Genomic DNA, 12,899 nt, shown 5'->3' on the forward strand with positions numbered 1-12,899 from the left:
GACTGGGGATGGTGGGTCTGAGGATCGAGCAACGCGCCACCAGCAGGGAAGTGCTGGGCGCGGCGCGTTCACGTCGCTGGCGTGAACCCGCCAACGACGGGGCCGACCTGACCGGGCATGATCAATACATGCTCGACGCCCTTGGCCTCGACGGCACGGAACAGCTCGTCTACCAGGCACTGATTCGCCAACCCAGCGCGTCGGTCGACGACCTCGGCGACATGACGCGGCTGACGCCACAACAGATCCACGACGCCTTGGTCGCACTCGAAAAGCTCGATCTGGTCCGTCCGGTGCCCGGACCCGTCGTGCGGTACCCGCCTGCGCCGCCGGACGTCGCCCTGGAGGCGCTGATCCTGCGCAAGGAGGCCGAACTCAAGTTGGTCCGGGCCACCGCCCTGCAGCTCGACGAGGCTTACCATCGTGTGCTGTCCACCCAGCATCCCACCGGATTGGTCGAGATCGTCGTCGGCCAGGAGGCGGTCCACGAGCGCGGCCTGCGCCTCATCCGCGCCGCGCGACGGGAGATGTGTGCCTTCGACCGGCCGCCTTACCTCGACGATCCCCTCGCCACCAACCAGATCGAGCTCGACGCGCTCGCCAAGGGCGTGAACTTCCGGGTGGTCTACGACCGGGCCACCCTGGACATCCCCGGCTGGTGGTCAGGGCACTACCAGTCGGTCGCCGCCGCGGGCGAGCGTGCCCGGGTGGCATCCGGAGTACCGGTCAAGATGTACCTCATCGATGGCCAGATCGCCCTGGTGGCCCTGCAAACCAAACATCACACCATCCATGCCTCTGCCATCGTTCGCCCCTCGGAGCTGCTCGACGGCCTGCAATCGCTGTTCGACACCCTGTGGCGGCAGGCGGTGCCGCTGCCGCAGCTGCCGAAGCTCGGCGCGGCGGACCCGGGCCCGGAAGACCTCACCCCGGCGCGAGCCGTACCCACCCCGTTCGAGGCCACCCTGCTGTCACTGCTCGCCGCAGGCCTGGGCGACGAGGCGATAAGCCGCCAGACCGGACTCTCCTACCGCACCCTGCAACGCCGGGTCCGGAGTCTGATGGACCAACTTGGCGCCCAGACCCGTTTCCAGGCCGGACTGCAGGCGGCGCATCGCGGCTGGGTGCAACCACCGGGCGCGGACTGACGTGATGATCGCGGGCGCTTGCGCCCCCGGGATTCGGGTGGGGCCGCCGCCGCAGACGTGCGGGCCGGGCTGGGGCGCGGGGCGGACCGGCCGACCCTCTCCCCGGGCGGCCCGGAGCGATTCGGCGTCCCTATGATCCGGGTATGGCGTTGCTGCACCGGGCGGAACTGCGCCCCACGAAGCTCGAACTCCTGGCGACCTGGCTGCCCGGCCGCCCCTGGTTCCGGGGGGCCGACGGGGGCGCGGTCGAACGGGTCGCGGCCTACCGGTTCGACGACCCCGCCGGAGCGGTCGGGATCGAGACGATGCTGGTCCGGGCCGGGGCGGGACCGGTGCATCAGGTGCCGCTGACCTACCGGGGCACGCCGCTGGACGGCGCCGAGGCGTGGCTCGTCGGGACCTGCGAGCACTCGGTGCTGGGCCGGCGCTGGGTGTACGACGCCTGCGGCGACCCGGTCTACGCCGCGGCCCTGGCCCGGGCGGTCCTCACCGACGGTGCCCAGGCGCAGGAGTACGTCGAGGTGGACGGCCGGCGCGAACACCGGACGCCCAGCATGGCGGTCGCCGCCGACGGCCCCCGGCCGGCCGACGTCCCGGCGATCGGTCCGGTCGACCGGGTCGAGGACGGCGACCCGACCCGGATCGTCGCCGGCCCGGTCGAGCTGGCCGTCGTCCGCTGCCTCGGTGCCGACACCGGCCTGACCGGGCACCGGCTGACCGGGACGTGGGCCGGCCAACCCGCCGTGCCGCTGGCGTACGCCGCCCTGCGCTGACCGTCGCGGCGGCGTCGGGCACTCCCCCTGGCGCGCGGCCCCGAGGGCCTCAGTGCGCCGCCACGACCACCCCGTCCGGCTCCAGCTCGGCGAGCCGGGCCGGGCGCACCACCAGCAGCAGCACCACCGTCGCCGCCACCATGCCGCCGGCGACGACCACAGCCATCGCCACCGCGCCGGTGCCCAGCGCACCCACCAGGGGCGCGGCCAGCGCGCCGACGCCGAACTGCACCGCGCCGAGCAGCGCCGAGGCGGTGCCGGCCGCCTCGCCGTGCCGGGACAGGGCCAGGGCCGGCGCGTTCGGCATCGCCAGGCCCGCCGCCGCCAGCACCACCCACAGCGACGCCAGCAGGCTCGGCAGCCCGCCGAACCCGGTCGCGGCGAAGGCGAGCATTGCCAGCCCGGCCACGGTCCCCACGGCCAGGGCGGCCACCAGGATCCGCTGCGGCGAGTAGCGGCGCAGCAGTCGCACGTTGCCCTGGGTCGCCGCGATCAGGCCGACCGCGCCCGCGCCGAAGGCCAGCCCGAACTGCTGCTCGTTCAGCCCGTACTGCTCCTGCAGGACGAACGACGACCCGGCCACGTACGCGAACAGCGCCGCCATGGCCAGCCCGGCGACCAGGACCAGGCCGACGAACGTGCGGTCCCGCAGCAGCGAGCCGTACACCCGTGCCGTTGCGCGCACCCCGCCGCGTCGGCGCCGTTCGGCCGGCAGCGTCTCGCGCAGGCCGAGCGCGGCGACCACGACGAGCAGCACACCGAAGGCGGCCAGGGCGACGAACACGCCGCGCCAGTCCGTCCAGCGCAGCAGCCCGCTGCCGAGGGTCGGCGCGAGGATCGGCGCCGCGCCCATGACCAGCAGCAGCCGGGACAGCAGCCGGGCGAACTCCGTGCCGTCGAACAGGTCGCGGACCACGGCCATCGCGACCACCGAGGCGGCGGCGACACCGAGTCCCTGCACCACCCGCAGCGCGCCGAGGACCGCGATGTTCGGCGCGACGACGCAGAGCAACGAGGCCACGACGTGCAGCGCGATACCGGCGATCAGGGGCTTGCGTCGCCCGACGGCGTCGGACAGCGGGCCGATCACCAGTTGGCCGAGGGCGAGGCCCGCCAGCGTGCCGGTGAGGGTCATCTGGACCGCCGCCGACGTGGTGCCGAAGTCGGTGACGAGCGCGGGCAGTGCGGGCAGGTACATGTCGATGGTCAGCGGGCCCACCGCGATCAGCGAGCCGAGGACGAGGACGAGTCGCAGGCGCTGCCGCCGGCTCATCAGGTCGCCCGGCATTCGGGGCGTCGCCGGCGCCCGGGAGACGTCGAGACCGGCGGCGGTCACCGGGACGGCTCCGACCGGTGGGCGCAGCGCCGGGCGGGGATCGGTTCAGCAGTCACACCTGGCTGCAAACCCGGATTTGCCGAGCTCATTCCCCTTCTCCCCAGAGGTGACAGAGGTCACCGCCCGTGACGATGGCGCCGGGACCGGTACGTGACCGGGCGCCGCCGGAGGGTTGTGTCCTCCGGCGGCGCCCGGCGCTGTTGGGGGGGTCAGTTCCGGTTGATGGTGAAGGTGGACGTGGTGTTCTTGACGTCCTGGGCGTTGTTGCTCATCCGCAGGTTGTTGAACGTGACCGAGCCGACGGCCGGGCCCTGGCCCGCCTCCGGCATCTCGTTCACCCAGATCCCGAAGCCGGACTTGGCGTCGAACGCGTCACCGCTCTTGCGGGCTCCGCTGATCGAGATGTTGGTGAAGATCGTGTCCTTGACCGGGAACTGCGGCTGACCGCCGACGTAGTTGGTCTGGAACATGATGCCGCTGTAGGTCGGGTCGACGATGTCGACGTCGCTGACCCGGATGCCCTGGAACACCTTCGAGGCGGAGAAGACCCAGATCGCCGGGAAGGTCTGCCCACCCCAGAAGTGCCCGCCGGCCCGCACGATCGAGATGTTCTCGAACCTGGTGGGCGGGTCGGCACCGAAGCCGTTCATCGGATATCCGAAGTCGAGGGAGCTGATCGTGATGCCCGAGTAGACCAGGGTGTCCGCGATGTAGATGTTGCGGAACGTGTTGGCGTAGCCGCCGTAGACGGCCACCCCGGCGGCCCGCCAGGTCAGGGTGGAGGTCAGGTTCTCGTAGATGTTGTCCCTCATGTCGGCGCCACCCGCGTCGATCGCCGAGAAGAGCGCGAAGCTGTCGTCGCCGGTCGCCCGGGCGTCGTTGTTGCTGACCAGGTTGTTGGTGCTCCCGTTGGTCATGTTGATGCCGTCGGCGAACATGTTCCGGATCCGGGAGTTCTTGATGGTCATGTAGTCGGTGTTAGCGCCCCAGTAGAGGCACACCATGTGCTCGTTCCAGATGTTGTCGATCACGATGTTCGACACGTTGGAGAAGTCGAACACCTTGCCCGGGCCGTCGATCCGAGAGGTGTAGTTGCCGAAGTAGGCGAAGTTCGCGAAGGACGAGCCGGACGCCGAGTTCTCGGCGCGGAAGCCGATGTCGGTGTTGTCCTGGCCCGACGGGGCGTTGAAGCGGGTGTACCAGGGGCCGGCGCCGGTCACCTTGACCGCCTTGCCGTACACCTGGAACTTCGACGCGGTCGAGTAGTTGCCTGCGGGCAGGTAGACCCCGACCAGGTTGCCGGTGGTGTCCATCCGCACCCGGTCCAGGGCGTTCTGCACGTCGGAGTGGGTGAAGCCGGCCGGCGTGGTGTATTTCGCCGGGTCCGGGTTGGCGATCGGCGCGACCTGCTCGGTGTTGACGAAATCGATCGCGTACGTGGTGGTGTTCGCCGGGTCCTTCTGGAGCCGGATCCTGCTGCCGGCCGGCACCGTCGAGTTGAGCATGACGTTGGCCTCGTCGTAGATGTGCCGCGGTCCGCCCGCGCCCGGCGAGTTGCCGGGGCCGGCCTCGGCCCCGTAGAGCCACGCGTACCGGGAGGTCAGGTCGATGGCCTTGTGGAAGGCGCCGTTGACGTAGACGTTCAGCGTGGAGTTGATCCCGCCGCCGCCCGGGGCGTCCGGGATGGAGAACCGGGTGACCAGGGTGTTGGTGCTGGCCCGGGTGGTCCACTCGACGTAGCTGCCGGTGGTGTTGAGGGTGACCGCCCGCCGCCCGGACGCCTCGCCGGCCGGGTCGCCGATGTCCCGGTTCGGCCCGACCACGGCCGCGCCGCCGCCGACCACGCCGTCCTCGGCCTCGTACATGTCGTACGGCATGTTGGCGCCCCGACCGACGAACAGCGGCCGTTCACTGGTGTTGTTCTGCTGCTTGACCGGCAGCTCGTTGGCGTCGACGGCGAGCACCACCCGCACGGTGTATCTGCCGTTCGCGGCGGTCCAGGTGCCCAGGTTGACCGGGCCGACGGTGGCCCCGGCGTTGATCACGCCGGAGTACGAGCCGGTCAGGGTGCGGACCACGGTGCCGGCGTCGTTGAGCACGGTCAGCGTGATGCCGTGCGCCCCGCCCGCCGAGGCGACGGTGCCCGCGTTGCGCAGGGTGACGGAGAAGGCGACGGTGCTGCCCGCCGACGGGTTGCCGGGCGTCCAGTCGACCGACTGGGCGACCAGGTCCGAGCTGGCGACCGGGCGGACCACCAGCGGGGACGGGCTGGTGTAGCTGTTGTTCGTCTCGTCCTGCTCGATGACGGCGTTGGCCTCGTCGACCTTGGCGCTCAGCGGGTAGCTGCCCGCCGCGCGGGCCCCGATGTTCGCCGTGACGGTGGTCGAGGCGCCGGCCGCGAGGGCGCCGACGGAGGCGGTGCCGACCCGCACGCCGCCCAGGTAGAGGTTGACGTTGGTCGCGGCGGAGGCCAGCGTGCCGGCGTTGCGGACGGTGGCGGAGACGGTGACGGCGTCCGTCTCGGTGGGGCTGGCCGGGCTGGCCGCCAGGCCGGTGACGGTCAGATCCGGGTTGGCGGCCGGCGTGCCGATGACCTGGAACTCGGCCACCTGCCCGCCCGGGGCCCCGGAGTTGGCGGTGAAGTTCAGCCGCACGTCGGCGGCGGTGGCGGAGACCGGGATGGTAACCGTGTTGCCCGACGCCGGGTTGAACGCGTAGCCGGCCGGGCCGACCAGGCTGGTGAACGCCGAGGCGCTCTGCTCCCGGCCGAGCACCTGCACCGTCTGGGTGCGGGGGCCCCACGACGAGTCCGGGTTCAGCCTCAGCACCACGGAGCTGACGCCGGCGTTCGCCCCGAGCTGCACGGTCAGGGTGCCCGGCTGGCCGTTGCTCTCCCAGTACGTCGCCGCGTTGTTGTCGTTGGCGTTGGTCGCGACGAACGTGTGCACGTACGACGAGGCGGTGATCGGCTTGCCGACGGCGAGGTTGGTGCCGCCGGTGCCGCTGCCGGTGCGGGTCACCGTGTTGCTGTTCGCCGACTGGTTGCCGGCGGCGTCGCGCGCCCGCACGTGGTACGAGACGGTGGCACTGGCGGGCTGGTTGTCGGTGTAGGTCAGCACGTTGCCGGCGACGCTGCCGCGCAGCGCGTTGTTGGCGTAGACGTCGTAACCGGTCACCCCCACGTTGTCGGTGGAGGCGGTCCAGGTCAGTTTGATCTGTCCGCCGGCCGGCTGGGTGTAGGCCAGGTTGGCGGGCGCGCTCGGCGCCTGGGTGTCCCCGGCCGCCGGCCCGTACAGCTCGAACTCGGAGACCTGGCCGGCGGGCCAGCCGGTGTTGGCGGTGAGGTTGAGCCGGACGTACCGGCTGCTGGCGGCGGCGAACGTGATGGTCACCGTGTTGCCGGTGGCCGGGTCGAAGGTGTACCCGGCTGACGCCTTCAGGGTGGTGAAGGACGAGCCGTTCGTGCTGCCCTGCACGGACAGCGTCTGGGTGCGGGTCTGCCAGGCGGCGGCCGGCGGCAGCTTCAGCACCAGCCGGTCCACGGTGACGGTGGCGCCGAGGTCGGCCTGGAGCCACTGCGGGAAGGCGTTGTTGGCGCTCTCCCAGTAGGTGTCCGGGTTGCCGTCGTTGGCGTTGCCCGGGCCGTAGTTCTGGCTGACGCTGCTGGCGGTCATGGTGGCGGAGATCCCGGCGAGGGCCGCCGCGGTCGCGGGCACCGGCGCGGCGCCACCGGGGGATCCGGCCGGGGCGGCCGACGCGGCGGCGGGCAGGGCGGGGACGCCGGAGACCAGCAGTCCGGTGGCCAGCAGGCCGGCGGTCAGCCACCGGCTGGGGGTACGTCGTCTCGTGCTGTTTCCGGGCATGGCGGAGCTGCACCTTCTCTCGGGGGTGGTGGTGCCCGCCGCTGACCGGGGGATGCCACGGCGGGGTGGGGCTGCCGGGCCGGCCGGGTCGCGGGGACGCACCGACCGGCCCGGAGACTGGCGCCGTCAGGCGGAGTGGACCTCGAACTCGGAGAGCTGCCCGGCCGGCCAGGCGGTGTTGCCGGTGACGGTCACCCGCACGTACCGCTGGGAGGCGGCGGGGAAGGTGACGGTCACGGTGTTGCCGCTCGCCGGGTTGAACGCGTAGCCGGCGGAGGGCTTGAGCGTGGTGTACGACGAGCCGTCGGTCGAGCCGAGCACCGCTACCGTCTGGGTGCGGGTCTGCCACGCGGTCGCCGGGGGCAGCTTCAGCACCACCCGGGACACCGACCGGGCGGCGCCCAGGTCGACGGTCAGCGACTGCGGGAAGGCGTTGTTGGCGCTCTCCCAGTACGTGTTGGCGTTGCCGTCGACGGCGTTGCCGCCGCCGTACACGTCGGCGTGGCTGGTCTCGCTGACCGGACGTCCCAGCGCCAGGTTCCCGGCGGGCGGCGGGGTGGTGGTCGGTGGCGGGGTGGTGGGCGGGGGCGTGCCGCCGTACACCTCGAACTCGGCGAGCTGGCCCGCCGGCCACCCGGTGTTGCCGGTGAAGGTCAGCCGCAGGAACCGCCGGCTGCCCGCCGGCAGGCCGATCGACACGGCGTTGCCGGCCGCCGGGTTGAACGTGTACCCGGCCGGGGAGACGAGGGTCGAGTACGCCGAGCCGTCCGTCGAGCCGGCGACCGCGAGGGTCTGGGCCCGGGTCTCCCAGCCGGCCGGCAGCTTCAGCACGACCCGGTCGGTGTTCACCGCCGCGCCGAGGTCGACCGTGAGCGTCTGCGGGAACGCGCCGTTGGCGCTCTCCCAGTAGCTGGCCGGGTTGCCGTCGACCGCGTTGCCGGCCACGTAGTTCTGCGACGCGCTCGACGCGGCCACCGGCCGGCCCTGGGCCAGGTTCCCGCCGGTGGGCGGCGGCGTGGTGGGGGGCGGCGTGGTCGGCGGTGGCGTGGTGGGCGGGGCGGTGGTGGGCGTCGGGGTGCCGGTGGGCGGGGCGGTCGGGCCGTTGCCCCACTGCGGCGTGGGCCACGGCCCGCAGTACGGGGTGGCGGTGTACCAGCCGGAGTTGCCGGCGCCCTGGCTGATCTGGAAGCCGCCGCCCACGCAGTTGTGCATCGGGTTGCTCTGTGCGATCCCGGTGGCCCGCACGCCGGTGAACGACACCTGGCTGGGCGCCTGCACCTGGAGCGCGTACGTCCCGGCGCCGTCGATCCGGACGTTGTTGAGGTTGATCCCGCTGCTCTGCCCCTCGATCCAGTGCAGCGCCGCGTAGGAGCTGTCCAGGATGTCGGTGTCGGTGACGTTGACCGTCGCGCCCTGGATCGCCTCGTTGAGCGCGGAGAACCAGATCGCGCCGACGCCGAAGTTCCAGTTGTAGTCGGAGTTGCCGTTGCGGATCAGGGTGTTGCGGGCGATCGTCCAGGTGCCCTTGACCGCCGTCGCGCCCTGCACCCCGGGGTAGCGGTTCGCGACGTGGATGCCGCCGCCGTTGGTCACCGAGTCGGCCGTCACGTTGTCGGTGATCCTGATGTCCCGGCCGCCGTAGCTGACCAGGTGGTTCGCCAGGATGGTGACGCCGATGGTGTTGCGGGTGAAGGAGTTGTTCACGTTCGGCACGCTCTGCGCCCACATCGCGAGGGCGTCGTCGCCGGTGTTGCGGACGAACGTGTTGGTCACCGTCGAGTTGGTGACCCCCCAGTGGAAGTTCACCCCGTCCGCGGTCTGGTCGAGGATCCGGCTGTTGCGGATGGTGAGGTTGTCCATCGGGCCGTCCATCCAGGCCCCGACCTTGGTGTGCTGCATCCAGACGTTGTCGACCACCGAGTCGGTCATCGCGCCGCCCATGGCGTTGACCTGGTCGTCGTCGACCCGCTCCCGGATGTCCCCGATGATCGCGAAGTCGCGCAGGGTGACGTTGCGGCTGGGGCCGCCGGCCTCGTGCGGCCGGATCTCCCCCGTGTACCCGCCGCCGGGGACGTACTTGCCGTAGATGCCGGCCGCGCGCTTGCGGTCGGTGGGGTGCCGGCCGCCGAGCACCGAGTACCACGGGCCCGCGCCGCGCAGGGTCACCCCGTCGACGACGACGTGGTCCCAGAGGGTGAAGGTGCCGGCGGGAATCCAGACCGCCCTGCCCTGGGCCCTGCCGGCGTCGACCGCCGCCTGGAATTTCGCCGTCGAGTCGGTGGCCCCGCTCGAGTCCGCGCCGAAGTCGGTGACCACGTCGAGGACGCCGGCCGGCTTGGCGATCGCCGTGACCAGCTCGAAGTCGGCCAGGTCGATGGTGAAGGTCGGCGACTGGGCGGTCGAGGAGACCTGCAACCGGATCTTCGTGCCCGCGGGGTACGTGGTCCCGAACATCGTCCGGGACTCGTCGTAGAAGTGGTGTGGGTTGGTGTCGCCCGGGTTGTTGTTGAACGGGTATCCGCCGTAGTACCAGCCGTACCGGGAGGTCACCGGGACGGCCTTGACCAGGGAGCCGTTGGCCCGCAGGTCGATGCTGGCGTCCCGGCCGGTGCCGGCGGCGTTGTCGGGCAGGCTGTAGCGGAAGGTCACCGCGTTGGCCGGGGCGGTGAGGGTGAACTCGACGTACTCGCCGACCGCGTCGAGGGTGACCGCCTCCCGGCCGGACGCCTCGGATGGCAGCTGGCCGTAGTAGCGGGTCGGGCCGATTTTCGTGCCGGTGTGCGCCGCCTTCTCCGCCTCGTGCTCGATGAACGGGACGGTGGCGCCGCGCCCGACGATGTCGAACGGGGACAGCCCGGCGGCGCGGGCCGGGGTCGCGGTGGAGAACGAGACGACCGAGACGGCGGTCGCCACGAGCGCGGCGCCGGCGAACGCGGCCAGCACGGCGCGGGCGGGTCTTCCGGTGGGTGCAACGGTGGTGCCGGTGGTGTGGTGGGCCATGCGAGTGGCTCTCCGTTTCGTCAGCAGGCCAGGTCCCCCGTGGAAGGGTCTTTCGCTGCGGCTGGTCCTCCTTCCGATCGGGCGGGCGGTGTGTCGGCGGTGCGCAGCCAGACGGCGGTGTCGGGCGGGAGGAGGTCTCCCTCCAACGGCCCGCTGGCCAGCAGCCGCGTCTCGTGCGCGGGCAGCGGAACCGGGGTCGCGCCCAGGTTCACCAGGCAGACGAAGGCGGCCCCCCGGGCGAAGGCGAGCACCCCGTCGGGCGAGCCGAGCCAGCGCATCTCCCCGTCACCGAGGCCCGGTTCGGCACGCCGGACGCCGATCGCCGTCCGGTACAGCTCCAGCATCGAGTGCGGGTCGCCGGTCTGCGCCCGGACCGTGCGGTCCTTCCACTCGGCGGGCTGGGGCAGCCACGGCGCCCCCGCCGCGCCGTCGGGGTTGAACCCGAACGGCGGCGCGTCGCCGGCCCAGGGCAGCGGCACCCGGCAGCCGTCCCGGCCGTGCCCCGAGCGGTTCCACATCGGATCCTGGCGCAGCTCGACCGGGATGTCCTCGACCTCCCACAGGCCCAGTTCCTCGCCCTGGTAGACGTAGACCGCGCCGGGCAGGGCCAGGCTGAGCAGCGCCGCCGCGCGGGCGCGGACGGTGCCCAGTTCCAGGTCGGTGGGGACGCCCTCGCGCTTGGTGGCGAAGCTGAACGTGGTGTCGTCGCGGCCGTACCGGGTGACGTGCCGGGTCACGTCGTGGTTGGAGAGCACCCAGGTGGCGGGGGCGCCGACCGGAGCGTGCGCGGCGAGCGTGTCATCGACGCACCGGCGCAGCGCCGCCGCGTCCCAGGCGCAGCCGAGGAAGTCGAAGTTGAACGCCGAGTGCAGCTCGTCGGGTCGCAGGTAGTTGGCGAACCGCTCCCGGTCCGGCAGCCACACCTCGCCGATCAGCGCCCGGTCGCCCGGGTACCCGTCGGCGATCCGCCGCCAGCCGCGGTAGATGTCGTGCACCGCGTCGAGGTCGACGAAGGGGCTCGGGGCGCCGTCGGTCACCTCGGGCAGCGCCGGGTCCTTCACCAGCAGGGCGGCCGAGTCGATCCGGATGCCGTCCACCCCCCGGTCGAACCAGAACCGCAGGATGTCCTCGAACTCGGCACGCACGCGCGGGTGGTCCCAGTTGAGGTCGGGCTGCTCGGGGGCGAACAGGTGCAGGTACCAGTCGCCGGGGGTGCCGTCCGGGTTGGTGGTGCGGGTCCAGCAGTCCCCACCGAACTGGGACACCCAGTCGGTGGGCCGCTGGTCGCTGCCGGGGCCCCGGCCGGGACGGAACCAGAACAGCTCCCGCTCGGGGGCGTCCGGGCCGCCGGCCAGCGCCGCCTGGAACCAGGGGTGCACGTCGGAGCAGTGGTTGGGCACCACGTCGACGATGATCCGGATGCCCCGCTCGTGCGCCTCGGCGATCAGCGCCTCGGCCTCGGCGAGGCTGCCGAACGTCGGATCGATGTCCCGGTAGTCGGCGACGTCGTAGCCGGCGTCGGCCATCGGTGAGGGATACCAGGGGCTGAACCAGATGGCATCGATGCCGAGCGCGGACAGGTGACTCAGCCGGGACCGGATGCCGGCGATGTCGCCGATGCCGTCGCCGTTGCCGTCGGCGAAGCTACGCGGATACACCTGGTAGATCACCGCTCCACGCCACCACGGACAGTTGTCTGCTGTGGGCACGGGCACCTGCTTTCTGCGTCGGTACGTCGGCGGATTCGCCGGACCTGGATGTGTGTCGGGCGAACGGTCGTTGTTCGCCGCGGGAGGTCGCGCTGGTGGTGGGGCGGCGCGTCGGCCCTTCATCGAGCCCGGCTGAAGGCTGCGATGCCCAGCGTCCGCGCCTTCGGGCTATCCCTTGAGGCTGCCTGTGGTCAGACCGGACATGATGTTCCGCTGGAAGATCAGAAAGACGACTACGGTCGGGATCGCGGCGATGACCGACGCGGCGATCACGACGTTCATGGGTGTGCCGCCCGAGAAGGCGTAGATGCCGACGCTGACCGTCCGGGTCTCGGGCGACGGCATGACCAGCTTCGGCCAGAGGAAGTCCTTCCAGACCGCCGTCACGGCGAAGATCGAAACTACGCCGAGGATGGGACGTGACATCGGCAGGATGATCGACCACAGCGTGCGCAGCGGCGTCGCCCCGTCCACGAGGGCCGCCGCCATCAGCTCCTCCGGGATCGAGTCGAAGAACCGTTTCAGCAGGAAGATGTTGAACGCGTTCGCGACGGCGGGCAGCCAGATCGCGAACGGCGAGTCGAGCAGGTTGACGTGCAGGATCGGCAGATCGATCACGGTCACGTACTGCGGAACGATGAGGACCATCGCGGGAATCATCAGCGTCGCCAGCATCAGGCCGAGGATCACGTTGCCGAACGCCGGTCGAAGCTTCGACAGGGCGTACGCCGCGGCGGTGTCGAGGACGAGTTGGAACAGCAGCGCGCCGGCCGCGTAGTAGAACGTGTTGAACAGCAGCTTGGCGAGATCGAGGTTGTTCCACGCGTCGGCGTAGTTCCGCAGTTGTGGATCCTTCGGGAACAGCGACGGCGGGGTCTGCGCGATCTCCTGGCCGGACTTGAGCGCGCCGGTGACCATCCAGTAGAGCGGCCCGAGGAAGACGAGCGTGAAGCCCACGACGACGACGGTGAGCAGCGTCCAGTAGATGATCCTGCCGCGTCCCCGCCTGAGCTGGGCATGGGAGACGAGGGTCCGGGTCCCTGAGTCCTGTGCCATTTCCTCGCCCCGTC

The 12,899-nt window shown here is 71.6% G+C and carries 7 protein-coding genes; 2 read left to right on the forward strand and 5 right to left on the reverse strand.

Features of this window, described 5'->3' with window-relative positions:
* The first annotated feature begins 8 nt into the window (after positions 1-8).
* Positions 9-1,148 carry a helix-turn-helix domain-containing protein gene (locus tag ACH4T9_RS24265; protein WP_396673635.1) on the forward strand — a complete coding sequence of 380 codons (1,140 nt, stop codon included), beginning with the start codon at positions 9-11 and terminating at the stop codon, positions 1,146-1,148.
* A gap of 143 nt (positions 1,149-1,291) precedes the next feature.
* Positions 1,292-1,921, forward strand: coding sequence for a hypothetical protein (locus tag ACH4T9_RS24270; protein WP_396673636.1), 630 nt, complete (start codon positions 1,292-1,294; stop codon positions 1,919-1,921).
* A 49-nt stretch (positions 1,922-1,970) separates the two neighbouring features.
* On the opposite strand, the gene ACH4T9_RS24275 is transcribed toward ACH4T9_RS24270, so the two are convergent.
* From ACH4T9_RS24275 to ACH4T9_RS24295, 5 genes are all read right to left on the reverse strand, one after another.
* A complete protein-coding gene (locus ACH4T9_RS24275; RefSeq protein WP_396673786.1) occupies positions 1,971-3,194 on the reverse strand; it encodes a multidrug effflux MFS transporter in 1,224 nt (407 codons plus the stop codon).
* Positions 3,195-3,466: 272 nt separating this feature from the next.
* On the reverse strand, positions 3,467-7,120 hold the full coding sequence (locus ACH4T9_RS24280) for a discoidin domain-containing protein (RefSeq protein ID WP_396673637.1): 3,654 nt from the start codon (positions 7,118-7,120) through the stop codon (positions 3,467-3,469).
* 126 nt (positions 7,121-7,246) lie between these two features.
* Positions 7,247-10,120 (reverse strand): discoidin domain-containing protein, encoded by a 2,874-nt coding sequence (locus ACH4T9_RS24285; RefSeq protein ID WP_396673638.1) that lies wholly within the window; start codon positions 10,118-10,120, stop codon positions 7,247-7,249.
* A gap of 20 nt (positions 10,121-10,140) precedes the next feature.
* Positions 10,141-11,829, reverse strand: a complete 1,689-nt coding sequence (locus tag ACH4T9_RS24290; protein WP_396673639.1) for a glycoside hydrolase family 13 protein — start codon at positions 11,827-11,829, stop codon at positions 10,141-10,143.
* A 168-nt stretch (positions 11,830-11,997) separates the two neighbouring features.
* Positions 11,998-12,885: a carbohydrate ABC transporter permease gene (locus tag ACH4T9_RS24295; protein ID WP_396673640.1), complete on the reverse strand. Its 888-nt coding sequence runs from the start codon at positions 12,883-12,885 to the stop codon at positions 11,998-12,000.
* Between the last annotated feature and the right edge of the window lie 14 nt (positions 12,886-12,899).

Origin of the sequence: Micromonospora sp. NPDC020750 (assembly GCF_044334565.1) — a bacterium.
In the GTDB taxonomy this organism is placed as follows: Bacteria; Actinomycetota; Actinomycetes; order Mycobacteriales; family Micromonosporaceae; genus Micromonospora.